This window comes from Pantoea sp. MQR6, assembly GCF_022761075.1.
In the GTDB taxonomy this organism is placed as follows: domain Bacteria; phylum Pseudomonadota; class Gammaproteobacteria; order Enterobacterales; family Enterobacteriaceae; genus Pantoea; species Pantoea phytostimulans.
The window spans coordinates 392,763-415,884 of sequence record NZ_JAKYXB010000002.1 but is presented as its reverse complement, the minus strand read 5'-3'; the positions used below and the strand labels follow the sequence as shown (position 1 = coordinate 415,884).

Below are 23,122 nucleotides of genomic sequence, written 5' to 3'. Positions count from 1 at the left end.
CGCTTTACTGTTCTGACTGGCCTTCTGTAATAATCGCGTAGAGCTCTTCATTACTTTGCGCCGCTCGCAGGCGACGACAGACGGTTTTATCTGCCAGTCTTTTCGCCACCAGTGAAAGAGTATGCAAGTGCGTTTTGCATTGATCTGCGGGAACCAGAAGGGCAAACAACAGATCGACCGGCTGATTATCCACCGCGTCAAAGGCGATGGGCTGTTCAAGACTAATGAACACACCTACAGCGCGCAATGTATCTTCATCCAGCTTGCCGTGAGGAATTGCAATTCCATTGCCAATACCGGTGCTTCCCATGCGCTCACGGGTAAGAATTGCTTCGAAAAGCGTTTGGTGCGGCAGGTTGAGCTGCTTGGCGGCCAGTTCGCTGATAATTTCCAGCGCCCGTTTTTTGCTCTGGCAATGTACGCTGCTGCGGGTGCAGTCCAGCGAAAGTACGGAGCTCAATTCCAGTGTCAGATCGTTGTTCATCATCGTTTCACTTGCGAGTTCACTTAGCCACTCACGTTCGCATATAACCGCTATGTTGACGTCAGATGGCGCTGGCTTAGATGACAAAACGGGGCGGTTAATCCGCCCCATCCTGTGCGCTCTAGCGCGTTAAGCGCTTAACCAGCGTGAAGGTTAGTGTTTTTTCAGTTTGTCTTTGTGTTTGGTCAGTTGACGGGTGAGTTTATCAATCAAACCGTCAATAGCCGCATACATATCTTCCGCTTCCGACGTGGCGTGCAGTTCGCCACCGCTGACGTGTAAAGTCGCCTCGGCAATTTGATTGACCTTCTCGACTTTCAGAATAATATAAACCTGATTGATACGATCAAAGTAGTGTTCCAGTTTGGCAAACTTACCGTTAACGAATTCACGCAGAGGTTCGGTGATTTCGACATGTTGCCCAGTGAGGTTCAGCTGCATAGGTCTTCCTTCTCATTTCTGTCAAACCAGCTGTTTACGCTGGTTCGATGGCGGGATGGATAAAGACTCGCGGTACTTAGCGACGGTTCGACGCGCCACCATGATCCCTTGTTCAGATAACATGGAGGTGAGCTTACTGTCGCTCAAGGGCTTGGTAGGATTTTCCGCCGAAATTAATTTTTTGACCAATGCACGAATCGCAGTAGACGATGCTTCGCCGCCACCTTCGGTATTCACGTGACTGGAGAAAAAATACTTCAATTCAAAGATGCCACGCGGGCTATGTAAATATTTTTGCGTGGTAACGCGGGAAATTGTCGATTCATGCATTTCAACGGCTTGCGCAATATCTGCCAATACCATTGGACGCATAAACTCTTCGCCTTGTTCAAAAAAAGCGTGTTGTTGTTCAACAATACAACGAGTCACTTTTAGCAACGTATCGTTGCGGCTTTCCAGGCTTTTAATTAGCCACTTTGCTTCCTGCAAATTACTACGAATAAATTGATTATCGCTGTCGTTGCGCGATGAACCCCCCATCGCAGCATATTGCTGGTTGATCTTTAAACGTGGCACGCTGTCAGCGTTGAGATCCACTGTCCAGCGTGTGCCGACTTTACGTACCAGCACGTCGGGAATCACATACTCAGGTTCGCCGGTATTCACCGATTGGCCAGGACGCGGATCCAGTGATTGGATCAGCTGCATGGCCTCTTTCAACACATCTTCTTTTAAACGCGTTACGCGCATCAGACTGCGGAAATCGTGATTAGCCAATAAGTCGAGGTGGTTGCTAACGATCAGTCGCGCCTCTGCCAGCATCAGCGTATCAGGAGCATATTGTGAAAGCTGCACCAGTAAGCAATCACGCAAGTCACGAGCGCCAACGCCGATGGGATCAAAACGTTGGATACGTTTTAATACGGCCTCAACCTCATCAAGCTCAAGCTCTTCATTGCCGATGCTGTCGAGGATCTCTTCAAGCGAAACGGTAAGATAACCGGTATCATCGATGGCATCGACAATGGAGGTCGCAATCGCGCGATCGTTATCGGTAAAAGGTGTTAATCCCACCTGCCACATCAAATAATCTTGCAATGATTGTGTTGTTTCGCCTTGATAAATAGGCAATTCATCATCTTGATAATCGGTTCCGGTGCCTGAAGGCGTGCCTGCGGTATAAATCTCGTCCCAGGTTGCATCAAGCGGCAGCTCTTCCGGCATATCTTTCTGCTCTAACGCTTCACGTGTATCCAGCGCTTCGGCTTCTTGATATTCGCGGGAATCAACTTCGTCGTGCAGATCGGTTTGTTCAAGCAGCGGATTACTTTCCAGCGCGAGTTGTAGCTCTTGCTGAAGTTCAAGCGTTGAAAGCTGCAGCAGACGAATGGCCTGTTGCAGCTGTGGTGTCATCGCCAGCTGTTGGCTGAGCCTGAGTTGTAAACCTTGCTTCATAGACAGGATTGATTTTCCTCAGCAAACGTCAGTGTTAGCGACACCTTATCAGAGTCTGAACTCTTCGCCCAAATAAACCCGCTTAACTTGCTCATCTGCAAGAATTTCTGTAGGCGTGCCGTGGGCAATCAAGTGACCTTGGCTCACGATATAGGCGCGTTCACATACCGCCAGCGTTTCACGAACGTTGTGGTCGGTGATTAGCACGCCAAGGCCGCTATCACGCAAGTGTTCAATGATCTTTTTGATGTCGATAACTGAGATGGGGTCAACACCGGCAAACGGTTCATCTAACAGAATAAATTTTGGATTTGCGGCCAGGGCACGCGCAATTTCGACGCGACGACGTTCACCCCCAGACAATGCCTGCCCCATGCTGTCGCGCAGGTGTTCGATGTGGAACTCTTCCATCAGCTCGTTAGCACGATCCTGACGTTGCTCTTCAGTCAGATCATCACGGATCTGTAACACCGCCATGAGATTGTCGAACACGCTCAGGCGGCGAAAAATGGACGCTTCCTGAGGAAGATACCCGATGCCACGACGCGCGCGCGCATGCAGCGGCAGGATACTGATATCTTCATCATCAATGATAATGCGGCCCGCATCGCGCGGCACAATGCCCACGACCATATAAAAAGTCGTGGTCTTGCCCGCACCATTGGGGCCCAGCAGGCCGACAATCTCGCCGGACTTCACTTGCAGACTAACGTCTTCTACCACGCGACGGCCTTTATATGCCTTCGCCAGGTTTTCTGCGATTAATGTGGCCATAGCTATCAGTTACTCTTTTTTCCGCTGTTGGACGAACCTTGCTTATCTTGCAACTGCGATGGCACCAGCACGGTGGTCACTCGTTTACTTTGACCCTGACTGTACGCCTGCATTTTTTGTTCTTTAACCAGATACGTTATGCGATCGCCTTTGATGTTGCTGTCTTGCTGTTCGATGTACGCATTGCCAGTCAACTCAACAAAATCGTTGGCCAGTTCGTAATGCAATTTTGAGGCATGGCCCTGAACCGGTTTGCCGCTGTCCTGCATTTGGTAGAAAGTGGCGGGGTTACCGTAAGCATCAACAATGGTTTTCTTGCTGTCGCCGCCAGGACGCGTAACCACCACTTTGTCCGCAGTGATTTTGATCGAGCCTTGCGTCACGATAACATTGCCGGTAAAGGTGGCCACGTTGCCTTGCAGATCCAGCGCCTGGTTCTGCGAATCGATATTCACGGGTTTATCCGAGTCACCGGTCAAGGCCAGCGCTGGAACACTGGTCGCAAGCAGCACGCTGGCCAGTAAATACTTAAGGCTGTTTTTGTTCATTTTGAATTTCATAAGAAGTTTTGACCTTTTCGATTAACTCGGCGTTTTTTGTCCGTAAATTACCGCGCATTTTCATGCCGGTAGAGTTAAAGCTGCGGCCATAGAGCGTTACCTGGTCGTCAGACGTCACGTCCTGACTGACAAGGTTCACTTGAGCGTTGTCAGTTTTGATACGCTGAAGCTGAGAATCCTGCGTCAGCGTAGTAAGCTCAACATGTCCATACAGATAAAGCATACGATCTTTGGTCAGCTTTGCTTTATCTGCGCGTACCGACCAGGTTGGCACTTTGTTTTCATCGTAAGTGGTCATCACTGGATTATCGAACCAGCTCAACTCATCGACTGAAAAGTAGGTCACCTTGTCTGAAACCAGCTTGTACGTCAGGGCACCTTGCGGGTTATACACCACCGTATTGGAGTCTGCGCTGGTGTAAGTTGGCGCCTGATCGTTAGCAACGGGCGCGCTAGTGTCGTCCTGATTAGTCAGATTCCAGCCGATAAGAACCAGTGCAATCAAAGTCAGAATCAGCGTTATCCAACGCCTGCTTTTACTCATACCGATTGCCCTTTGGCATCCTCAAATTTATCTTGCGCCATTAAGATCAGATCGCATAATTCACGTACCGCACCGCGTCCACCGGCGATACGCGTCACGTAATTGGCGCGTGGTAGTAAAACAGGATGTGCATCTGCAACAGCAACACTCAGACCTACTTTGGCCATAACCGGCCAGTCGATGAGATCGTCACCGATGTAGGCAACCTGTTCATCAGAAAGAGACAGTTTATCCAGAAGTTCACGATAGGCCAAAAGCTTATCCGACTGGCCCTGATAAAGATGACGTATGCCGAGGGTTTTGCAGCGATCTTCCATCAGTCGAGCGTTGCGGCCGGTTATAATAGCCACTTCTACATCGGAGGTCAGCAGGCAGCGAATGCCGTAACCGTCGCGGACATTGAAAGCCTTCAGCTCTTCACCGTTATTTCCCATGTAAATGACGCCATCTGACATCACGCCATCAACATCACAAATCAGCAAACGAATCTTACTGGCGCGCGCCATCACCGCGGCACTAACCGGTCCGTAACACGTTTCAACGGTGGCACTTTCTAACGGCATTCTCTTTTCCTGTTCAGACCACGCCTGCGCGCAGCATGTCATGCATATGTACCACACCGAGCAGACGATCGTCATCGGCCACCAGTAGCGCGGTGATGTTTTTGGTTTGCATCAAATTCAAGGCATCCACCGCCAGGACATTGGGGCGAACGCGAATGCCGCCGCGCGTCATTACTTCTGCAATGGTTGCCCGCTGGAAATCGATGCCCATGTCGAAGATGCGGCGTAAATCACCATCGGTAAAGATGCCTTCAATTTTCATCAGATCGTTAACGATAACGGTTAACCCGAGGTTTTTACGCGTAATTTCCAGCAGCGCATCACGCAGAGAAGCGTCGTGCGTGACATGCGGCATTTCATCACCGCTGTGCATAATATCACTGACGTGCAGCAGCAGTTTGCGACCCAACGCGCCGCCTGGGTGTGAAAGGGCGAAATCTTCAGGCGTGAAACCGCGTGCTTCTAATAGCGCAACGGCTAATGCATCACCCATGACCAGGGTGGCGGTAGTACTGGTGGTGGGCGCAAGGCCGAGCGGACAAGCTTCCTGCGGCACCTTAATACATAAATGCACATCAGCCACGCGTCCCATGGCGCTTTCAGCGCGGCTAGTCATGCAAATGAGTTTGATTTTTTGACGCTTGATCACCGGGATCAACGCCAGAATTTCGTTAGACTCACCGCTGTTTGAAATGGCAATGACAACATCATTACTGCTCACCATGCCAAGATCGCCATGACTGGCTTCGCCAGGATGAACAAAAAATGCTGGGGTGCCGGTGCTGGCAAACGTTGCTGCCATCTTTTTACCGATATGACCCGATTTGCCCATTCCCATGACCACAACTTTGCCTTTACAGGCGAAAATCATGGCGCAAGCACGCGCGAAATCCTCATTGATATATTGGTCGAGTTGTTCCAGTCCTTCACGCTCAATGCGCAGCACCGCTTTTCCTGCTTGCTGGAAATCAAAATCACCGATCGATTGCTGATGTGACATGGCAAATCTGTCCTTTTTATCCGTCTATAAACGCCGGCTGTAACCACAGCAGCGTAACCCAGACGATGAACCCACAGAGTAAAAGTGTACCTGCGGTGCGGCCTATACGGCGGCGGCGCAGTAAGCAAAGCAGAGCAAAGAGGGCGCTTACGCCGAGCATGACCCAATAATCACGTGCGAAGGCGTGATAATCTACGCTGCCAGGATGCATCAGTGCCGGCAGGCCCAGCACAATGGCAATATTATAAATGTTGGCACCGATCAGATTACCGATAGCGATATCATCTTCACCTTTCAGCGCACCCGCGATGACAGTGGCCAGCTCTGGCAAACTGGTGCCGACTGCAATTATCGTCAAGCCCATGACGAGTTCACTGACGCCAAAATAGTCTGCAAATACCGTGGCGTTATCGATCACCATACGTGTCGACATCGGTAAAATAATCAGCGCAACGGCCAGCCAGAGAAAGGCTACCGTGTTATTGCCCTCTTCGCGTGGCAGTTCAGCCAATTGTTCACGCGTTAACGTGTCATTGTTATTAAGTTCGGCTTTACGAGCAATGCGGATCACCACGATCAAATAGAGGGCGGCAATGGCAATCAATCCCAGACCATCAAGTCGACTAAGATGATTATCAAACAGCATAATACCGCTCAGTAATGAGACCAGCAGCATTAGCGGCAGTTCGCGGCGAATCAGATTTGAATGGACAGTCAGCGGGTGCAGTAAAGCCGCTCCTCCCAAGATCAGCAATATATTAGTAATGTTCGAGCCCAGCGCGGTGCCAACAGCGAGATCCATTTGACCATGCTGCGCCGCTGAGAAGGAGAGAATGATTTCTGGCAACGACGTACCCATGCCGACCACCGTCATGCCTATAATCAACGGTGGTATGCCAAATGAGCGGCAGAGAATCGAGGCGCTAAACACCAGACGATCGGCACCATAAGCCAGTAAAAGCAGACCGATAATCAGCAGTGCGGTAGCTACGAACATTAAAAATCCTTGCGTGTAAATCGGGGTCGGCACGCCTTGTCCGACTGATTTAAGATTCTGTGTGCTGAAACAGGCGCTGATTTTGACCGCCTAAACGACAAAAGTAAATTTTATGCCCGTTTTCGCTAAATCTTAGCGGTAAGTTTCTGTAAAGCTATCGTGCAACAAGGTTGAACAGGCTACCATCGTACCCCATGTTTACGCCCGATCTGCATAAGAGGTAAGAATGATCCAGCAGCAAACGAATCTGGTAGAGGTTCGTGGCGTGAGTTTTTCGCGCGGAGATCGCAAAATCTTTGATGACATTTCGCTCACGGTGCCGAAAGGTAAAGTGACGGCGATAATGGGACCATCGGGGATAGGTAAAACTACGTTGCTACGCTTGATTGGCGGCCAGCTTCAGCCTGATGGCGGAGAAATCTGGTTCCGTGGCGAAAATATCCCCACGCTTTCACGCGCTAAATTGTACGAAGCGCGTAAAAAAATGAGCATGTTGTTTCAGTCTGGCGCGTTGTTCACCGATCTTACCGTCTATGAAAACGTGGCCTGGCCGCTGCGTGAACATACCCAATTGCCGCCGGCTCTGCTACACAGCACGGTGCTAATGAAGCTAGAAGCGGTGGGTTTGAGCGGCGCGGCCCAGCTGAAACCCGCCGAGCTTTCCGGCGGTATGGCACGTCGCGTGGCCCTGGCGCGTGCAATTGCGCTTGAACCTGAATTAATCATGTTTGACGAACCTTTTGTCGGCCAGGATCCCATCACTATGGGCGTGCTGGTTAAATTGATCGATGAATTGAATCACGCCTTAGGTCTGACCTGCATCGTCGTGTCGCATGATGTGCCAGAAGTGTTAAGTATTGCGGATTACGCTTATATCGTGGCAGGACAAAAAATTATTGCACAGGGTAGCACGCCGGACCTGCGGGCAAATCCCGACCCACGCGTGCGCCAGTTTATTGATGGGATTGCGGATGGACCTGTCCCATTTCGTTTTCCGGCCGGCGATTATCTTGCCGATTTAACCGGCTCAGGGAGAATTTAAGCTGATGTTATTGAAGGCACTGGCGTCATTTGGACGTCAGGGAATTGAAACCTGTGCCAGCTTTGGCCGCGCAGGCTTAATGCTGTTTCACGCACTGGTGGGTAAGCCAGCGTTTCGCAAACACGCGCCGCTGCTGATAAAGCAGCTTTATAGCGTCGGCGTCCTGTCATTGCTCATTATCGTGGTTTCCGGTTTATTCATCGGCATGGTCCTTGGGCTGCAAGGATATCTGGTGCTCACTACGTACGGTGCAGAAACCAGCCTCGGCATGCTGGTGGCTTTGTCGCTGCTGCGTGAACTGGGGCCGGTGGTTACCGCGTTGCTCTTTGCCGGTCGTGCGGGTTCAGCATTGACCGCTGAAATCGGGTTAATGAAAGCCACAGAACAGCTCTCCAGCATGGAAATGATGGCGGTAGACCCGTTACGTCGCGTGGTTTCACCGCGTTTCTGGGCCGGCTTTATCAGTATGCCGTTGTTAGCGCTAATCTTTACGGCGGTGGGAATCGCGGGTGGTGCCTTGGTTGGCGTGAGCTGGAAAGGCATCGATCCGGGTTTCTTCTGGTCTGCGATGCAGAACGCCGTCGACTTTCGTACCGACGTGGTCAACTGCATCATTAAAAGCGCCGTGTTTGCCGTGACGGTAACCTGGATTGCCTTATTTAATGGATATGATGCGATTCCGACTTCTGAAGGAATCAGTCGCGCGACGACGCGCACCGTAGTGCACGCTTCACTGGCGGTGCTCGGTTTGGATTTTGTGCTGACAGCACTGATGTTTGGGAATTGATGCAATGCAAAGCAAAAAAAGCGAAATCTGGGTTGGCGTATTCATGATCATGGCGTTACTGGCCATGCTATTTCTCTGCCTGCGCGTAGCAGATCTTAAATCTATGGGGACCGATCCCACATGGAAGCTGTTCGCGACCTTCGACAACATTGGTGGCTTGAAAGTCAGCTCACCCGTCAAAGTGGGTGGCGTGGTTATTGGTCGCGTTACAGATATTTCTCTTGAACCGAAAACGCTGCTGCCGCGTGTCACCATGGATATCAGCGACCAGTACGCGGATAAAATCTCCGATACCAGTTCACTGGCGATTCGTACGCAAGGCTTGTTGGGTGAGCAATTTCTGTCGTTGAATTTAGGGTTTGACGATCCCGAGCTGGGCTCGGCGATGCTGAAAGATGGCGATACATTACGCGATACGAAGTCGGCGCTGGTGCTGGAGGACCTGATCGGTCAATTCCTGTATAAGAGCGGCGATAATAAAGACAATAACGATAATAAGGATGCGCAGGGCAGTACCAATGCTGCTGCGGCACCGGTTCAACCTTAAGAAAGAGGTCACACACGATGTTTAAACGTTTACTGATGATTGCCATGTTGGTGGTAACACCGTTAGCAGCGAATGCCGCCGATCAGAGCAATCCTTATAAAATGATGAATGAGGCGGCGCAGAAAACCTTTACGCGCTTGAAAGTAGAGCAGCCGAAGATCAAGCAGGACCCCAATTATTTACGTGAAATCGTACGTCAGGAGCTTCTGCCGTATGTGCAGATTAAATATGCAGGCGCATTAGTGCTGGGTCGCTACTATCGTGATTCGACTCCGGCGCAGCGTGAAGCCTATTTCAGTGCATTTGGTGATTATCTGGCGCAGGCTTATGGTCAGGCGCTGGCGTTGTATAACGGCCAATCCTATCAAATTCAACCAGAGCAGCCGATTGGCGATACCAATATCGTGGCGATCCGTGTGTCGATAATTGACCCTAATGGCCGCCCACCGGTTCGCCTGGATTTCCAGTGGCGTAAAAATAGCCAAACAGGAAACTGGCAGGCTTACGATATGATTGCTGAAGGCGTTAGCATGATTACGACTAAGCAAAATGAATGGAGCGATCTGCTGCGCACCAAAGGTATTGACGGTCTGACGGCGCAACTGAAGCGTTCTGCTGCTCAGCCGATCACGCTGGATAAACAGTAACAATGGGCGAATCACTTCGCTGGCAGCGTGATGCCAGCACGCTGTTGCTCAGCGGCGAGCTTGATCGCGATACGTTGCTGTCCCTGTGGCAGCAGCGAGATACATTGATCAAGGATGTTCAAACCATCAATGTTGCCGCGCTGGAGCGCGTAGATACGGCAGGATTAGCTTTGTTGGTGCATCTACGAGAAATTGCCCGCGCTCAAGGCATCACGCCATGTTTCAGTGGGATCAGCGATAAACTGCAATCTTTGATTACCCTTTACAATCTGCAGCAGATTATTGTTTCTGCGGATAAAAACGCCTGATTTCCTTCTGTTAAGCTAAGCCCCTGTTTTGTACAGGGGCTTTTGCGTATTTAAGAGTCAGGCGCTTTCCTCTAAGATGTCATCCTTATTATTATCAAGTGAAGTTAAAAGCAATGGAAAACAGTGAAATTCAGGCTGTGCTAATGCAAGCACTGCCTTTGGACGAAGTCCATGTGATGAGCAATGATGGCAGCCACTTCCAGGTTATCGCGGTGGGCGAGCTGTTTGGCGATCTTAGCCGCGTAAAGAAACAGCAGGCTGTCTACGCGCCGCTGATGGAATATATTGCGGATAATCGCATCCATGCTGTCTCCATCAAAACCTATACTCCCGCTGAATGGGCACGTGACCGTAAACTCAACGGTTTCTGAGTCGTCAGCGTGGCGAGCTCGCCACTGGCGAGCCCAATCTTTAGCTAGTTAATTGAGAGCCGTGTTAATGGACAAATTTCGTGTGCAAGGCCCCACCCGCTTAAGTGGTGAAGTAACCATCTCTGGGGCGAAGAATGCCGCGCTGCCTATCCTGTTTGCCGCGTTGTTGGCTGAAGAGCCGGTTGAAATTCAAAATGTGCCAAAGCTGCGGGACATTGATACCACCATGAAGCTGCTGACCCAGCTGGGTGCAAAGGTTGAGCGCAACGGTTCCGTACACGTCGACGCCAGTGCAGTTGATATTTTCTGTGCGCCTTACGATTTGGTTAAAACCATGCGTGCTTCTATCTGGGCGCTTGGCCCACTGGTTGCACGTTTTGGTCAAGGACAGGTTTCACTGCCAGGCGGCTGCGCAATTGGCGCGCGCCCGGTTGATTTGCACATTACCGGTCTTGAGCAACTGGGTGCAGAGATCAAGCTGGAAGAGGGCTACGTTAAAGCCTCCGTGAATGGCCGCCTGAAAGGCGCGCTTATTGTCATGGATAAAGTCAGCGTTGGCGCAACCGTGACAATCATGAGTGCTGCAACATTGGCAACCGGCACCACCGTGATTGAAAATGCCGCTCGCGAGCCGGAAATCGTCGATACCGCGAACTTCCTGAACACGCTGGGCGCAAAAATCAGCGGAGCGGGCAGTGATAAAATTACCATCGAAGGTGTTGAACGCTTAGGTGGCGGTGTTTACCGTGTTCTGCCCGATCGTATTGAAACCGGTACGTTCCTGGTAGCAGCGGCCATCTCTGGCGGGAAAGTACTGTGCCGTAACACGAAACCTGACACCCTGGATGCGGTGTTAGCAAAATTGCGTGATGCTGGTGCCGATATCGAAATCGGTGAAGACTGGATCAGTCTCGATATGCATGGCAACCGTCCGAAAGCGGTTAACGTGCGTACCGCGCCACATCCAGGTTTCCCAACCGATATGCAGGCACAGTTCACGTTGTTGAACATGGTTGCAGAAGGTACCGGTGTTATTACCGAAACCATTTTTGAAAACCGCTTTATGCATATCCCAGAATTGATTCGTATGGGCGGTCATGCCGAGATAGAAAGCAACACGGCGATTTGTCATGGTGTAGAGACGTTATCGGGTGCGCAGGTTATGGCCACCGATTTGCGTGCTTCTGCAAGCCTGGTGCTGGCAGGATGTATTGCTGAAGGCACGACGTTTGTTGATCGTATTTATCACATCGATCGCGGCTACGAACACATTGAAGACAAACTGAAAGCGATGGGTGCGGATATTGAGCGCGTCAGTGGCGAATAAGCACGCCTAAAGCTTTGGTTGAACAAGCCAGCCTCGGTTTCCGCGGCTGGTTTTTTTTGTGCACTACCCAACAATCTATTCTGAGTCCGATTCGGCTTTTAGTGCTGCGCTATCGGCCAAGGGCCGGATACGTTTTTTCCGATCCAATAAACATTGGGTGATGGGATCGTAATAGCGACTTGGCCAAATTTCTGCTGGATGGACCTTGATCGCATCCGCGATCAGCCATTCGCCTTTGGGCCAAGGGCGCGATAACGCATTTGCCAACGTTGATGAACTCAACCCTGCTTCGCGGGAAAGCGCGGCTAAAGTCGTACCACGTTTACGTAGTGCCGCGATAATGTCTGCGGGGTGCCAGTCTTCATTCCTTTTTTGCATAAACCTGTTCTCCTTGTCCTTGTTAATGCGTCACCCTGAGGGCGATCCTCATTCTCTTTGAATATCATAACTGGAAAGTTCTGGGTCTTTATAGCAAATAATTTCCATTAAGTTCCAGTAATATTCGGATCGAACGCATAGAACTGCGCGGCCTGGCGCAAAAGCCTTGCAAAAGATGTAAGCCAGACAGAAGAAGGGGGGAAATCAAAGAAACGGAGCCGTTTAAGGCTCCGTGAGGATTAGAAATCGCGTTGTACTGACATGTGCGCGAGCGATTCCAGCGCGCGACGCCACGGTGTTTCCGGCAGGATTTTCAACGCAGCAATCGCTTTATCCGCTTCTTGCTCTGCGCGCGAGCGCGTCCATTCTAATGAACCGCATTGATGCATTGCTTCTAGCACCGGCTCCAGCAAATGACGTCCGTTGCCTTGCTCAATCGCTTCGCGGATCATCTTCGCCTGTTCCGGCGTGCCGTGCTGCATGGCATGAAGCAGTGGCAGAGTTGGCTTGCCTTCGCTGAGATCGTCGCCTGTGTTTTTGCCTAGCGTTTCACCGTCGGCACTGTAATCCAGTAAATCATCAATTAACTGGAAAGCGGTACCAAGAAAACGGCCATAATCCTGCAACGCTTTTTCCTCTGCAGGTGTGGCTTCAGCAAGAATCGCGGATGCCTGAGATGCAGCTTCGAACAGGCGCGCGGTTTTACTGTAAATCACGCGCATGTAACTCTCTTCGGTGATGTCGGGATCGTTGACGTTCATCAACTGTAAGACTTCACCTTCTGCAATCACATTCACCGCTTCAGACATCAATGCCAGTATGCGCAGCGAGCCCATGCTGGTCATCATCTGAAAGGCGCGAGTGTAAATAAAATCGCCTACCAGCACGCTTGCTGCATTACCGAATGCAGCATTCGCTGTCGCTTTGCCACGGCGCATATCGGATTCATCCACCACATCATCATGCAACAGCGTGGCGGTATGGATAAATTCGATCAGCGCCGCATTGGTCACATGCAGGTCACCCTGATAGCCCATTGCGCGAGCGGAAAGCACGGCAATCATCGGACGGATGCGCTTTCCGCCGCCACTGATGATGTAATATCCCAGCTGATTGATGAGCGAGACATCTGAATCGAGCTGGTCGAGGATGGTCTGGTTAACGGCAGCCATATCCTGCGCGGTTAATTCATTTATCTGTTCTAAGTTCATTCGTCTTTTCAGCTATGACTCGTTTCTCTGCCATGGTAATTGCTTTTACCCAGCCAGCGTTCAGGTTATCTGTTACTGATTGTACTTGAATTTTCAGGTTGATAAACGTTTGCGTTCAGCCTGTGTTTTTTTTCTGCAAGAGAGTGCAAAGTGCTCTTGTCTTCTCCTGGAGTTTTGCGTAGAATTCGCGCCCTATTGTGAATATTTAGCGCGCCGCCTGATCAACTAAAAAGGCAAGCGCAGAAGCGGAGTTTTATATGTACGCGGTTTTCCAAAGTGGTGGTAAACAACACCGAGTAAGCGAAGGTCAGACCGTTCGCCTGGAAAAGCTGGACATCGCAACCGGTGAAACCATTGAGTTTGACCAGGTTCTGATGATTGCAAATGGCGAAGACGTGAAAATCGGCGCGCCACTGGTTTCAGGCGGTGTTATCAAGGCTGAAATCGTTGCTCATGGTCGTGGCGAGAAAATTAAGATCGTTAAGTTTCGTCGTCGTAAGCACTACCGTAAGCAGCAAGGCCACCGTCAGTGGTTCACTGACGTGAAAATCACTGGCATCACTGCCTAACAGGAGATCTGAGAAATGGCACATAAAAAGGCTGGTGGCTCGACTCGAAATGGTCGTGACTCCAATGCAAAACGTCTGGGTGTTAAGCGTTTCGGTGGTGAATCTGTTCTGGCAGGTAGCATCATCGTTCGTCAACGTGGAACCAAATTCCACGCAGGTAACAACGTAGGTTGTGGTCGTGACCATACCCTGTTTGCTACCGCAGACGGCAAAGTACAATTCGAAATCAAAGGTCCGAACAACCGTAAATACATCAGCATCGTTGCTGAGTAAGGTTGTCGTGACGCAGACGTTTAACGTCTGAACGCACGAATTGAAGGCCCCGCAACTCATGCGGGGCTTTTTACATTCTGCGCTTGGTTGCCTTAAAGGCGACGCATCACAAAAGTTTGCTGTACACTTTATGTACGCACTGGCGAAAGCCAATCCTGATTTATCCGCCGCTGGTCAGCGCAGAAGACCCTGGCGGACCCGTTTGCAACTGTGTTGCAGACGATTGTGTGACGGAGAGAGAAAATGAAGTTTGTTGATGAAGCAACAATTTTGGTTGTTGCAGGCGATGGCGGTAATGGTTGCGTCAGCTTCCGCCGCGAAAAATATATCCCGAAAGGGGGTCCAGACGGCGGTGATGGTGGCGATGGCGGTGATGTTTATCTGCTCGCTGATGAAAACCTGAACACGCTGATCGACTATCGCTTCGAAAAATCCTTCCGCGCAGAACGTGGACAGAACGGCCAAAGCCGTGACTGTACCGGTAAACGCGGCAAAGACATCGTTATTAAAGTCCCTGTAGGGACGCGAGTAATTGACCAAGGCACCGGTGAAACGCTGGGCGACATGACGCGCCATGAGCAGAAGCTGATGGTCGGCAAAGGTGGCTGGCACGGTTTAGGCAATACCCGCTTCAAATCCTCGGTAAACCGCAGTCCACGCCAAAAAACCATGGGTACGCCTGGTGAGAAGCGCGACTTGCAGCTGGAGCTGATGCTGCTGGCAGACGTCGGTATGCTTGGCTTACCGAATGCCGGTAAATCGACATTTATCCGTGCTGTTTCTGCCGCTAAACCTAAAGTTGCGGATTATCCGTTTACTACGCTGGTACCAAGCCTTGGCGTCGTGCGTATGGATAGCGAGCAGAGTTTCGTGGTCGCTGATATCCCGGGTCTGATCGAAGGCGCAGCGGAAGGCGCAGGCTTAGGCATTCGCTTCCTGAAGCACCTCGAGCGCTGCCGCGTATTACTGCATCTGATCGATATCGCGCCAATCGATGAAAGCGATCCGGTTGAAAACGCGCGCATTATTCTTGGTGAGCTGGAAAAATACAGCGAGAAGCTCTTCAACAAGCCACGCTGGTTAGTGTTCAACAAAACTGACCTGCTGAGCGAAGAAGAGGCGCAGTCGCGTGCTAAAGCGATTGCTGAAGCGCTGGGGTGGGAAGATAAGTATTACCTGATCTCTGCTGCCAGCCGCAATGGCGTTACTGATTTGTGTTGGGACGTGATGAGCTTCATCAACGCCAATCCAAAAGAAGCCGATGTCGAAGAGAAACAGCCGGAGAAAGTGGAGTTCATGTGGGATGATTACCACCGTGAAACCATTGAGAATACGGTTGAAGAAGAAGATGACGAAGAGTGGGACGACTGGGATGAAGAAGACGACGAAGGCGTCGAAACTGTCTACCAGCGTTAAGCATTTACGTCTCATCAAAACTTGCCCCATCGGGGCAAGTTTCGTTTTATCCTAGCACCGCCACACTGAGCCGCGCGCTACAGCACAATTGATCCCGCTTGTTACGAATTTCAATCTGCCATACCTGACTACGCGAACCCAAATGCAGTGGACGACAAATGCCGCGCACCTCGCCGCTGGAAACCGCACGATGATGGCTGGCATTGACTTCAACGCCCACCACGCTGCTGCCTTCATCCACGCACATGTACCCCGCAATCGACCCCATTGATTCAGCCAATACCACAGACGCACCGCCGTGTAACAGACCAAAAGGTTGATGAGTACGCGCGTCTACTGGCATGGTGGCCTCGAGATAGTCATCACCGATCACGGTGAAAACGATCCCCACATGCGCCACCAGTGAATTTTCACCCAGCGCATTCAATGCGTCTAAACCGATGGATCGTTTCCAGATCGCTGCCATGCATTACGCTCCTAACGTTGCGCCGCCGTCGACCACAATATCTTGCAGCACCACATGGCTGGCCAGATCAGAGGCGAGGAATAGCACGTTAGCCGCAACTTCTTGTGGCTTAGCGATTTTACGCAACGGAATACCCAGCTTGAATTGTTCCGGGAAGCCCTCAATCATCTCCTGCTCGCCGGTTGGCGTGTGCCACAGGCTGCGCTGCATATCGGTATCGGTCGATCCTGGCGAAACGATATTACAACGCACACCGTATGGCGCCATTTCTAGCCCAACGGTTAAACACAGGCTGCGTAGCGCAGCTTTCGATGCGCCGTAAGCAGACATACCGATGCGCGGCGCATGTGCTGCGTTAGAGGCAATGGTGACAATAGCGCCCGCACGTTGTTCACGGAACACCGGCAAGGTTTGCTGGAACAGGTTAAATGCGCCGCCAGCATTCACCGCCAGGCACGCTTGCCAGTCAGCGAAGGTCAGTTCATCGGTTGCACCAACGCGTAAAATTCCCGCTGCATTGACCAACACATCAATACGCGGCTGCTCGGTCAGAACACGCTGGCAAACTGTTTTCACCTGGTCAGGGTTGGCGACATCCATGGTGTGGCAAGGAAACGGATAATCATGCTCGTGAAAACGCAGATCGAATGCTTCTACCTTCGCCCCAGCCTGATGAAAAGCTAACGCAGTATGATAACCAATGCCTTGTCCGGCACCGGTTACCCACACAATCTTCCCGCTGAAATCAAACGTGTTATTCATTACGCTGGCTCCCGTGAAAGCAGCGCCCACCAGCCATCTATGCTCGGATTTTTTGCCAGGCTGACGAAATCAATATCGCTATGAACCTGACGCCAGCGTGCCGCCAGCGACATTACGCGCACTGAATCCAGACCGTAATCGATCAGGTTTTCGTCATCTTCTGGCACGTCATCATCTTCCAGCAGCGGCAGGATCAGCGCACGCAGATCATCTTTACTGAGCGGCAACGGCATTAGGTCGGCGGTCATTACCACTTTTCCGCTGCGGCCTGCTGTATAAGTCAGCGCCATCATGTGTTCGTCGCGGGTAAAATCTGCCAGCGCATCCGCCACCATAAAGGGCTGAATATTACGCATAAAGGCATCCGTTGCGGTCGTCAGGCAGCCAATGTGCGCGTAGACACCCGTGATGATCAACTGATCACGGCCCATCTCTTTCAGCGTTGCTTCCAGTGGCGAACGATGAAAAGCGCTGTAACGCCACTTCGTCAGCACATGGTCATCTGCATCCGGGGCTAGCGCCTCAACGATTTTCTGCTGATCGGGATGCTTGTTCAGTCCCGGTCCCCACATATCATTGAGCAGGGCGCGATCTTCATCGCTTTGTTCATTGGGCTGCGCGGTATAAAACACCGGAATACCCTGCGCTTTACAGTAGCGGCGCAGTCGGGCGATGTTCTCGACCACTTGATTGACGAGCGGGCTGTTTTCGCCCCAGAAGTTAAGGAAATAGGCCTGCATATCGTGAATCAGTAAAGCTGCGCGCTGAGGCTCCAGCGTCCATTTCACTTTGTTGTTTGGCAACTCGGTGGCAGTTGGCAGCGAATATGAGGTCAATTTTGGAATAGCCATTAAAATCTCCAGAACAAATCAGGCTTGCGCTTGTTGATCAGCTAATTGTTGGCGCAGACGTTTTTTGTCCACCTTGCCGACGGGGGTCAGCGGCAGGGCATCTACGCAGGTAATACGATCGGGCAGTTTAAATTCGGCAACGCCCAGCTCACGCAGGTGGCGACGCAGCACCACCGGTTTGATCGGTTGGCTGGCGACAATAAAGGCACAGCTTTTCTCGCCCATCAGCTCATCGTTCATTGAAACCAACGCCGCATGGATCACATCTGGATGGCGTTGCAGCAAGTTCTCTATCTCTTCCGCCGCGATTTTTTCGCCGCCACGGTTGATCTGATCTTTTTCACGCCCCTGCACAATAATGTTGCCGTCTGGCGTCATTTCGATCAGATCGCCGGAGCAATAAAATCCATTTTCATCAAAGCTGGCGGCATTGTGTTCCGGGCTGTTGTAGTAGCCGCGGAAGGTATAAGGGCCACGCGTCATCAGGCGGCCAACTGCGCCAACGGGCAGCGGATTACCGTTCTCATCAGCCACCCAGACTTCATCATCAGGAGAGATCGGGCGGCCTTGAGTGGTGAGAATGGTTTTCTCATCATCGTCCAGTCGGGTGTAGTTGACTAAGCCTTCGGCCATGCCAAACACCTGTTGCAGCTTGCAGCCAATCTCAGACTGAATGCGCGCGGCTAAGGTTTCGCCTAGCTTGGCACCGCCAACCTGAATGCGTTGCAGAGATGCCAACGGCTTGTTGGTTCCCCATTCCTGGATGGCCTGTAACCACAGACTCACCGCGGGCGGTACTAAACCGGTGTCAGTGATTTGATGCTTTTCGATCAACGGGAAGCAGAGCGTCGCGCTGGGGTCAGCCGCTAAAATCACTTGCCCGCCTGCGTCAAATACGCCAAGCGCGCCCGGCGAACTCATTGGAAAATTATGTGCAGCGGGCAGGGCGATCAGATAACGCGTTTCTGCCGTAACGTGGCAAATCACATTGCTGTCGCGGATGCTGTAATAGTAGTCGTTATGGGTACGCGGAATCAGCTTTGGCGTACCGGTGCTGCCGCCGGAGAGCTGGAAAAAGGCCACTTCATCGCCCGCTGTTGGCGTCGCGTTGAATTCTCCTGCCGCTTCTGCCAGCAAGGATTCCAGGGTGTTTTCCGGTTGAGTATCATTGCGCAGAATAACCTGTTGCAGTGAAGCGTGTTCACGGCAAAGCTGTTCAATAAAGCGGTCATCAGCGAACAGCGCGTGGCTGCGATCGGCGATCAACAGTTTCGGTTCGATCTGGCTGGCGTAGGCGCTGAGTTCGGTGCGTTGATGGCTGAACAGCGCATTCACGGGCGCAACGCCAATTTTAAACAGGGCAAACAGTGTCAGGTAAAACTCCGCCACGTTGCCGAGTTGAACCAGCGCAGTATCACCATTTTTTAGGCCGCGTCTTTGCAGCGCAGCAGCCAGGTTATCGCTGAGTTCAGCGAGCTGACGATAGCTGAACTGACGATCGCCATCAATTACTGCCACGGCATCGCTGTTTTTATGTCGTGCCAGAATGTCGGTCATCGGCACATCAAGCCAGTAACCTTTTTCGCGGTAGCGCGCGGCGAGATCTTCAGGCCAGCGGCTGTATGAAATTGTCATGGAATACCCTTTATTGCAGTCCAAATGCGCGAAGCATGGTATCGAGTTTAACGCCAGTTTCACGCCATTCTGATTCAGGTTGTGAATCGGCAACAATACCTGCGCCAGCAAAAAGTTGAACGCGTGCACCTTTAACCGTGCCGCAACGAATCGTGACAACCCACTCACCGTTGCCTTGATCGTCACACCAACCGACGATACCGCCAAACAGCTGGCGTTCGAACGGCTCCAATGCCTGAATCAGGCGCTGAGCGCGCTGGTGCGGGAAGCCACTTAACGCCGGGGTTGGATGCAGCAGGCACGCCAGCGACAACGCATTTTCCTGCTCATCCAGCACTTCGCCATCAATCTGCGTGGCAAGGTGCCATAAGGTCGATGTGGTGATTAATGAGGGAACAGTGGGCACTGAAAGCAAACGGCTACGCGGTTGCAGCGTTTCGCGCATCGCATCGGTCACTAATTTGTGTTCATGACGATCTTTATCAGAGTTCATCAAGGTTTCGCCGGCGGCGCGGTCGCGTTGGCTATCATTCTCACGGCGGGCAGAACCCGCCAGCGGACAAGAGCTGAAATCGCGGCCCTGTTTACGCAGCATCAATTCCGGGCTCGCGCCGACCAACGCGCCGCCTTCCGGCAGCGGCAGGTGGAAGTGATAGCTGTTAGGGTTTTGCGCGACAATACGTTGCATCAACGCCGCCGTATCAACGGGCTGTTCGGTAGCGATATCCATCAAGCGCGACAGCACCACTTTATCCAGATCGCCGCGCTGCGTTGCCGCAACAGCTTGCGCCACCATCGAAGTAAAAGCGTCGTGATCCGGCACCGCAGTACGACGGCGCACATGCGGCAACGTCTCTTCGGGCGCCGTTTGCGGCACGTTTAAATCTGCACGATTGAAGGTTTGATAAGACTCAGGAATAAACAGCGCAGAAGGCTGATTGACGTCAAACGGGATTGCGCCCACCAGAATCGGATTCGCAATGCCCTGTTTTCTTGCAGATGCAAAGTGCTGCTGCAATTGTTGTTGAAAATCCCCGCCCAACGCCGCGCCATCTTTTACCGGCGTGGTAATGGTAGTGAAACAGCCTTGGGTTGTCAGACTGCGCCACGGGGAAGTAAACAGAAAGCCACGGCACAGCGCCGAGAAATCCTGCAACAAGGGATTTTCAAACGTCAACGTTTCCACCATAATTTTCACCTATAAATGATAAGATAATTAATAATGATTATCATTTGTATTGTGGCTCTGTAAGCTACGTTGATTAGTTTGGAGTGTCAATAAATTCGCGGGGTTTCGACTGCGTTTTCATGCTAAATCAGCATATTGAGCAGGGTTTTTGTCACAGCTAAAGGTGGATTGGATCTTATGTATAAACGGGATTTTTGGGCGATGATCGCCCTCTTTTTCGCCAGCATGCTGGTTCTCAGTGGCGTTGCTCACGCTGAAAATGGCTGGCCGCGCACGGTGCAGGGCGCCAAAAACAGTATCACTTTGCAGCAGGCGCCCACGCGCATTGTTTCCACCAGCGTCACGCTCACCGGTTCTTTATTGGCGATTGATGCACCAGTGATCGCCAGCGGCGCGACAGCACCTAATAGTCGACTCGCTGATGCACAAGGTTTCTTTCGTCAGTGGGGCGATGTCGCAAAACAGCGCGGGGTAAAACGTTTATACATTGGCGAACCCAGTGCAGAAGCGATCGCCGCTGAAGCGCCTGATCTGATCGTCGTCAGTGCAACAGGCAATGATTCAGCCATCAAGCTGGTTGATCTGCTTTCAGCCATCGCGCCGGTGTTGGTGGTGAATTATGACGATAAAAGCTGGCAGCAGCTGGTGGGTGTTTTGGGTGAAGCGACCGGGCACGAAGCCCAGGCAGCGGCGCGCGTCAAAGCTTTTGACGATCATGAAAACGCGCTGAAAAGTAAATTAACGCTGCCACCACAACCTGTTTCTGCCATGGTGTGGAACGGAGATGGGCGCGCGGTAAATCTGTGGACTGCTGAATCTGCGCAGGGCAAGTTGCTGCAACAGTTGGGTTTCACGCTGGCGACGCCGCCGGTCAATATTCAGCAAGGGCATAGCATGGGGCAGCGCAAAGACATTATTCAGTTATCGGGTGAAAACCTGGCGGCTGGCCTAAACGGCAACAGTTACATGCTGTTTGCCGCCGAGGATAAAACCGCCCATGCGGTGATGAATAATCCGTTCCTGAAGCAAACGCCTGCGGTAGAAAAAAAGCAGGTCTATGCGCTAGGTCTGGACACGTTTCGCCTAGATTATTACAGCGCCAGCAACCTGCTGACGCGTCTTGAGCAGCTGTTTGTTAAATCATAAGCTTTGTTCCGCCAGCTTTGGCGCTGGCGGTTGATAACGTCGCAACTGTCCCATTACCAACCACATCAGCACACCCAACAGCGCGGCAGCAAAACCAAACAGGCTTGCCGCCTGTTGCGGCAGCAGCAAAGAACCCATTGAACCAATGATGGCAGCGCCTATTGCATCGCCCGTGACGTTCTGCGCCGTCCACAAGCTATTAATGCGACCTAACAGCGCATCTGGCGTCAAGGTTTGGATCATCGCGTACTGTACCAGGCTGTTGATCGCGCTGAAGTAGCCAAACGCCACCAAACAAACCAACCCCAATTCAAAGCGTGGCATCAGGCTAAACAAGCCGAGGGCGATAAAGGCTGCAATCGCGCTGGCTAATACTAAGAGACCCGGACGCGACGAATGGGTCAGTCGCCCGCTGGTTAGCGCGCCTACGGCAGCGCCGAGCGGCACGGCGGCATACATCAGCCCGAGCTGATCAAGGTCAACCTGCCAATGCGGTGCCAACGATGGATAAAGCACCCGTACCGCGCTGGCTAACGTGACCAACGCCCCAATCAGCGCAACCATGCCGACAATCGGGCTGGCAAACAGAAATTGCACGCCGGTGGCTAAGGCTTTAAGCGGATGTTCTCGCGGCTGAGGCGGCGGAGATAACGCCGGTAATCTCAACAGCGTTAACACCGTCAGCAGCGTACCGAAAGCGGCTAACCCATAATTCCAGGCGACGCTGCCGTGGGCAATCACCAATCCCGCAATGGCTGGCGAAAGAATCGAGCCAAAGCGCACTGTTAACATAGTAATCGCGCCCGCTTTCATGATGTTTTCACGGCCTACCAGCGCGGGCGTGGCGGCCAGCAGCGCCGTTACGCCAATCGCGCCAAAAAAGCCGTCCCACAATCCCAGCGCAAAGACCGCGATTACCGAAGGTTCAGGCAGCAGCGCATTAATGCACAGCGCGACAAAACCCAAGCCGCAGGTGGAGCGGGCAAACAGAATAAGACGACGACGTTCATAGCGATCGGCTAATACGCCACCGGTAAGCAGGCCGATAAACATTCCCGCGCCTGCCAACGTGACGGATAACCCGACCAACAGCGGCGAATGGGTGAGTTGTTGAATTTGTACCGGAACGGCAACGGCTAGCATGCCGAGCGAAACAATGGAGATAAAGCGAGCAATAAACACGGCGCGAAAAGCGGGATGTGTTTTAAGCAGGCTGAGATCGATAAAGTAGGAGGGTTTGTTCATTTCATCGCCTATAAACGCCGATTTTCCTCGTCATTGAGTGAATAAGTCATGGTAACATACAAAAATACGAGTAATAACGATAATAAGTATCATTATCAAAGTGGCTTGCCCGCAGTGTCGTTGATCAGTGAAGG

General features: G+C 51.8%; 28 protein-coding genes. 11 read left to right on the top strand and 17 right to left on the bottom strand.

The annotated features are described in order from the left end of the window. Positions 1 to 4 precede the first annotated feature (4 nt). The 9 genes from ptsN to MUG06_RS11985 form a co-directional block, all read right to left on the bottom strand. Complete coding sequence (gene ptsN / locus MUG06_RS12025; RefSeq protein WP_215848351.1) at positions 5 to 484, bottom strand: PTS IIA-like nitrogen regulatory protein PtsN; 480 nt, start codon at positions 482 to 484, stop codon at positions 5 to 7. Between the two features lie 153 nt (positions 485 to 637). Continuing rightward, entirely contained in the window at positions 638 to 925 is a 288-nt protein-coding gene (gene hpf / locus MUG06_RS12020) for a ribosome hibernation promoting factor (RefSeq protein ID WP_215847822.1), read from the bottom strand. Between the two features lie 21 nt (positions 926 to 946). Next, positions 947 to 2,380, bottom strand: a complete 1,434-nt coding sequence (rpoN, locus tag MUG06_RS12015) for an RNA polymerase factor sigma-54 (protein WP_243078734.1) — start codon at positions 2,378 to 2,380, stop codon at positions 947 to 949. A gap of 48 nt (positions 2,381 to 2,428) precedes the next feature. Further along, a complete protein-coding gene (lptB, locus tag MUG06_RS12010; RefSeq protein WP_243078733.1) occupies positions 2,429 to 3,154 on the bottom strand; it encodes an LPS export ABC transporter ATP-binding protein in 726 nt (241 codons plus the stop codon). A 5-nt stretch (positions 3,155 to 3,159) separates the two neighbouring features. Next, positions 3,160 to 3,714 carry a lipopolysaccharide ABC transporter substrate-binding protein LptA gene (gene lptA / locus MUG06_RS12005; protein WP_243078732.1) on the bottom strand — a complete coding sequence of 185 codons (555 nt, stop codon included), beginning with the start codon at positions 3,712 to 3,714 and terminating at the stop codon, positions 3,160 to 3,162. Then, positions 3,683 to 4,258, bottom strand: coding sequence for an LPS export ABC transporter periplasmic protein LptC (gene lptC / locus MUG06_RS12000; RefSeq protein WP_215847820.1), 576 nt, complete (start codon positions 4,256 to 4,258; stop codon positions 3,683 to 3,685). Before lptC ends, lptA begins: the two co-directional genes overlap by 32 nt. Beyond that, positions 4,255 to 4,821: a 3-deoxy-manno-octulosonate-8-phosphatase KdsC gene (gene kdsC, locus MUG06_RS11995; protein WP_215847819.1), complete on the bottom strand. Its 567-nt coding sequence runs from the start codon at positions 4,819 to 4,821 to the stop codon at positions 4,255 to 4,257. Before kdsC ends, lptC begins: the two co-directional genes overlap by 4 nt. A gap of 13 nt (positions 4,822 to 4,834) precedes the next feature. After that, positions 4,835 to 5,821 (bottom strand): arabinose-5-phosphate isomerase KdsD, encoded by a 987-nt coding sequence (gene kdsD / locus MUG06_RS11990; RefSeq protein ID WP_215847818.1) that lies wholly within the window; start codon positions 5,819 to 5,821, stop codon positions 4,835 to 4,837. 16 nt (positions 5,822 to 5,837) lie between these two features. Further along, on the bottom strand, positions 5,838 to 6,818 hold the full coding sequence (locus MUG06_RS11985) for a calcium/sodium antiporter (RefSeq protein ID WP_215847817.1): 981 nt from the start codon (positions 6,816 to 6,818) through the stop codon (positions 5,838 to 5,840). 226 nt (positions 6,819 to 7,044) lie between these two features. Between MUG06_RS11985 and mlaF the strand changes: the two genes are divergently transcribed. The 7 genes from mlaF to murA all read left to right on the top strand — a co-directional run bounded on the left by mlaF (position 7,045) and on the right by murA (position 11,847). Next, entirely contained in the window at positions 7,045 to 7,860 is an 816-nt protein-coding gene (mlaF, locus tag MUG06_RS11980) for a phospholipid ABC transporter ATP-binding protein MlaF (protein ID WP_243078731.1), read from the top strand. Positions 7,861 to 7,864: 4 nt separating this feature from the next. Next, the gene (gene mlaE / locus MUG06_RS11975) at positions 7,865 to 8,647 is read left to right on the top strand and encodes a lipid asymmetry maintenance ABC transporter permease subunit MlaE (protein ID WP_215847815.1); all 783 of its coding nucleotides are present in this window, start codon (positions 7,865 to 7,867) and stop codon (positions 8,645 to 8,647) included. 4 nt (positions 8,648 to 8,651) lie between these two features. Continuing rightward, on the top strand, positions 8,652 to 9,194 hold the full coding sequence (mlaD, locus tag MUG06_RS11970) for an outer membrane lipid asymmetry maintenance protein MlaD (protein ID WP_215847814.1): 543 nt from the start codon (positions 8,652 to 8,654) through the stop codon (positions 9,192 to 9,194). Positions 9,195 to 9,211: 17 nt separating this feature from the next. Further along, positions 9,212 to 9,841 carry a phospholipid-binding protein MlaC gene (gene mlaC, locus MUG06_RS11965; RefSeq protein WP_215847813.1) on the top strand — a complete coding sequence of 210 codons (630 nt, stop codon included), beginning with the start codon at positions 9,212 to 9,214 and terminating at the stop codon, positions 9,839 to 9,841. Positions 9,842 to 9,843: 2 nt separating this feature from the next. Further along, complete coding sequence (mlaB, locus tag MUG06_RS11960) at positions 9,844 to 10,149, top strand: lipid asymmetry maintenance protein MlaB (RefSeq protein ID WP_215847812.1); 306 nt, start codon at positions 9,844 to 9,846, stop codon at positions 10,147 to 10,149. A 113-nt stretch (positions 10,150 to 10,262) separates the two neighbouring features. Beyond that, positions 10,263 to 10,520: a BolA family iron metabolism protein IbaG gene (gene ibaG, locus MUG06_RS11955; RefSeq protein ID WP_215847811.1), complete on the top strand. Its 258-nt coding sequence runs from the start codon at positions 10,263 to 10,265 to the stop codon at positions 10,518 to 10,520. Between the two features lie 67 nt (positions 10,521 to 10,587). Further along, on the top strand, positions 10,588 to 11,847 hold the full coding sequence (gene murA / locus MUG06_RS11950) for a UDP-N-acetylglucosamine 1-carboxyvinyltransferase (protein WP_215847810.1): 1,260 nt from the start codon (positions 10,588 to 10,590) through the stop codon (positions 11,845 to 11,847). Between the two features lie 75 nt (positions 11,848 to 11,922). Here murA and MUG06_RS11945 read toward each other — a convergent pair whose 3' ends face one another. Continuing rightward, a complete protein-coding gene (locus MUG06_RS11945) occupies positions 11,923 to 12,225 on the bottom strand; it encodes a helix-turn-helix transcriptional regulator (protein ID WP_243078730.1) in 303 nt (100 codons plus the stop codon). A gap of 239 nt (positions 12,226 to 12,464) precedes the next feature. Continuing rightward, positions 12,465 to 13,436 (bottom strand): octaprenyl diphosphate synthase, encoded by a 972-nt coding sequence (gene ispB, locus MUG06_RS11940; RefSeq protein ID WP_215847809.1) that lies wholly within the window; start codon positions 13,434 to 13,436, stop codon positions 12,465 to 12,467. A gap of 257 nt (positions 13,437 to 13,693) precedes the next feature. On the opposite strand from ispB, the gene rplU reads away from it, so the two are divergent. The 3 genes from rplU to cgtA all read left to right on the top strand — a co-directional run bounded on the left by rplU (position 13,694) and on the right by cgtA (position 15,694). Further along, positions 13,694 to 14,005 (top strand): 50S ribosomal protein L21, encoded by a 312-nt coding sequence (rplU, locus tag MUG06_RS11935; RefSeq protein WP_193405201.1) that lies wholly within the window; start codon positions 13,694 to 13,696, stop codon positions 14,003 to 14,005. 15 nt (positions 14,006 to 14,020) lie between these two features. Next, positions 14,021 to 14,278 carry a 50S ribosomal protein L27 gene (rpmA, locus tag MUG06_RS11930; RefSeq protein WP_243078729.1) on the top strand — a complete coding sequence of 86 codons (258 nt, stop codon included), beginning with the start codon at positions 14,021 to 14,023 and terminating at the stop codon, positions 14,276 to 14,278. Positions 14,279 to 14,521: 243 nt separating this feature from the next. Beyond that, the gene (cgtA, locus tag MUG06_RS11925; RefSeq protein ID WP_243078728.1) at positions 14,522 to 15,694 is read left to right on the top strand and encodes an Obg family GTPase CgtA; all 1,173 of its coding nucleotides are present in this window, start codon (positions 14,522 to 14,524) and stop codon (positions 15,692 to 15,694) included. A 46-nt stretch (positions 15,695 to 15,740) separates the two neighbouring features. Here cgtA and MUG06_RS11920 read toward each other — a convergent pair whose 3' ends face one another. The 5 genes from MUG06_RS11920 to MUG06_RS11900 are packed head-to-tail and all read right to left on the bottom strand — an operon-like array spanning position 15,741 to position 20,597. Beyond that, positions 15,741 to 16,160 (bottom strand): hotdog fold thioesterase, encoded by a 420-nt coding sequence (locus MUG06_RS11920; protein ID WP_215847807.1) that lies wholly within the window; start codon positions 16,158 to 16,160, stop codon positions 15,741 to 15,743. Between the two features lie 3 nt (positions 16,161 to 16,163). Next, positions 16,164 to 16,922: a 2,3-dihydro-2,3-dihydroxybenzoate dehydrogenase gene (gene dhbA, locus MUG06_RS11915; RefSeq protein WP_243078727.1), complete on the bottom strand. Its 759-nt coding sequence runs from the start codon at positions 16,920 to 16,922 to the stop codon at positions 16,164 to 16,166. Beyond that, complete coding sequence (locus MUG06_RS11910) at positions 16,922 to 17,773, bottom strand: isochorismatase (RefSeq protein ID WP_243078726.1); 852 nt, start codon at positions 17,771 to 17,773, stop codon at positions 16,922 to 16,924. The genes dhbA and MUG06_RS11910 overlap by 1 nt, the downstream gene beginning before the upstream one ends. An 18-nt stretch (positions 17,774 to 17,791) precedes the next feature. After that, a complete protein-coding gene (locus tag MUG06_RS11905; RefSeq protein WP_215847804.1) occupies positions 17,792 to 19,408 on the bottom strand; it encodes a (2,3-dihydroxybenzoyl)adenylate synthase in 1,617 nt (538 codons plus the stop codon). A gap of 10 nt (positions 19,409 to 19,418) precedes the next feature. Next, positions 19,419 to 20,597, bottom strand: coding sequence for an isochorismate synthase (locus tag MUG06_RS11900; RefSeq protein ID WP_243078725.1), 1,179 nt, complete (start codon positions 20,595 to 20,597; stop codon positions 19,419 to 19,421). Positions 20,598 to 20,774: 177 nt separating this feature from the next. Between MUG06_RS11900 and fepB the strand changes: the two genes are divergently transcribed. Then, the gene (gene fepB / locus MUG06_RS11895; protein ID WP_243078724.1) at positions 20,775 to 21,743 is read left to right on the top strand and encodes a Fe2+-enterobactin ABC transporter substrate-binding protein; all 969 of its coding nucleotides are present in this window, start codon (positions 20,775 to 20,777) and stop codon (positions 21,741 to 21,743) included. Here fepB and entS read toward each other — a convergent pair. Continuing rightward, on the bottom strand, positions 21,738 to 22,988 hold the full coding sequence (gene entS / locus MUG06_RS11890; protein ID WP_243078723.1) for an enterobactin transporter EntS: 1,251 nt from the start codon (positions 22,986 to 22,988) through the stop codon (positions 21,738 to 21,740). The two genes, fepB and entS, sit on opposite strands and share 6 nt — an antisense overlap. Positions 22,989 to 23,122 lie beyond the last annotated feature (134 nt).

Excerpts from the sequence above, each read along its gene's own strand:
- ptsN (WP_215848351.1), bottom strand. The coding sequence starts at position 484 with ATGAACAACGATCTGACACTGGAATTGAGCTCCGTACTTTCGCTGGAC.
- hpf (WP_215847822.1), bottom strand. The coding sequence starts at position 925 with ATGCAGCTGAACCTCACTGGGCAACATGTCGAAATCACCGAACCTCTG.
- rpoN (WP_243078734.1), bottom strand. The coding sequence starts at position 2,380 with ATGAAGCAAGGTTTACAACTCAGGCTCAGCCAACAGCTGGCGATGACA.
- lptB (WP_243078733.1), bottom strand. The coding sequence starts at position 3,154 with ATGGCCACATTAATCGCAGAAAACCTGGCGAAGGCATATAAAGGCCGT.
- lptA (WP_243078732.1), bottom strand. The coding sequence starts at position 3,714 with ATGAAATTCAAAATGAACAAAAACAGCCTTAAGTATTTACTGGCCAGC.
- lptC (WP_215847820.1), bottom strand. The coding sequence starts at position 4,258 with ATGAGTAAAAGCAGGCGTTGGATAACGCTGATTCTGACTTTGATTGCA.
- kdsC (WP_215847819.1), bottom strand. The coding sequence starts at position 4,821 with ATGCCGTTAGAAAGTGCCACCGTTGAAACGTGTTACGGACCGGTTAGT.
- kdsD (WP_215847818.1), bottom strand. The coding sequence starts at position 5,821 with ATGTCACATCAGCAATCGATCGGTGATTTTGATTTCCAGCAAGCAGGA.
- MUG06_RS11985 (WP_215847817.1), bottom strand. The coding sequence starts at position 6,818 with ATGTTCGTAGCTACCGCACTGCTGATTATCGGTCTGCTTTTACTGGCT.
- mlaF (WP_243078731.1), top strand. The coding sequence starts at position 7,045 with ATGATCCAGCAGCAAACGAATCTGGTAGAGGTTCGTGGCGTGAGTTTT.
- mlaE (WP_215847815.1), top strand. The coding sequence starts at position 7,865 with ATGTTATTGAAGGCACTGGCGTCATTTGGACGTCAGGGAATTGAAACC.
- mlaD (WP_215847814.1), top strand. The coding sequence starts at position 8,652 with ATGCAAAGCAAAAAAAGCGAAATCTGGGTTGGCGTATTCATGATCATG.
- mlaC (WP_215847813.1), top strand. The coding sequence starts at position 9,212 with ATGTTTAAACGTTTACTGATGATTGCCATGTTGGTGGTAACACCGTTA.
- mlaB (WP_215847812.1), top strand. The coding sequence starts at position 9,844 with ATGGGCGAATCACTTCGCTGGCAGCGTGATGCCAGCACGCTGTTGCTC.
- ibaG (WP_215847811.1), top strand. The coding sequence starts at position 10,263 with ATGGAAAACAGTGAAATTCAGGCTGTGCTAATGCAAGCACTGCCTTTG.
- murA (WP_215847810.1), top strand. The coding sequence starts at position 10,588 with ATGGACAAATTTCGTGTGCAAGGCCCCACCCGCTTAAGTGGTGAAGTA.
- MUG06_RS11945 (WP_243078730.1), bottom strand. The coding sequence starts at position 12,225 with ATGCAAAAAAGGAATGAAGACTGGCACCCCGCAGACATTATCGCGGCA.
- ispB (WP_215847809.1), bottom strand. The coding sequence starts at position 13,436 with ATGAACTTAGAACAGATAAATGAATTAACCGCGCAGGATATGGCTGCC.
- rplU (WP_193405201.1), top strand. The coding sequence starts at position 13,694 with ATGTACGCGGTTTTCCAAAGTGGTGGTAAACAACACCGAGTAAGCGAA.
- rpmA (WP_243078729.1), top strand. The coding sequence starts at position 14,021 with ATGGCACATAAAAAGGCTGGTGGCTCGACTCGAAATGGTCGTGACTCC.
- cgtA (WP_243078728.1), top strand. The coding sequence starts at position 14,522 with ATGAAGTTTGTTGATGAAGCAACAATTTTGGTTGTTGCAGGCGATGGC.
- MUG06_RS11920 (WP_215847807.1), bottom strand. The coding sequence starts at position 16,160 with ATGGCAGCGATCTGGAAACGATCCATCGGTTTAGACGCATTGAATGCG.
- dhbA (WP_243078727.1), bottom strand. The coding sequence starts at position 16,922 with ATGAATAACACGTTTGATTTCAGCGGGAAGATTGTGTGGGTAACCGGT.
- MUG06_RS11910 (WP_243078726.1), bottom strand. The coding sequence starts at position 17,773 with ATGGCTATTCCAAAATTGACCTCATATTCGCTGCCAACTGCCACCGAG.
- MUG06_RS11905 (WP_215847804.1), bottom strand. The coding sequence starts at position 19,408 with ATGACAATTTCATACAGCCGCTGGCCTGAAGATCTCGCCGCGCGCTAC.
- MUG06_RS11900 (WP_243078725.1), bottom strand. The coding sequence starts at position 20,597 with ATGGTGGAAACGTTGACGTTTGAAAATCCCTTGTTGCAGGATTTCTCG.
- fepB (WP_243078724.1), top strand. The coding sequence starts at position 20,775 with ATGTATAAACGGGATTTTTGGGCGATGATCGCCCTCTTTTTCGCCAGC.
- entS (WP_243078723.1), bottom strand. The coding sequence starts at position 22,988 with ATGAACAAACCCTCCTACTTTATCGATCTCAGCCTGCTTAAAACACAT.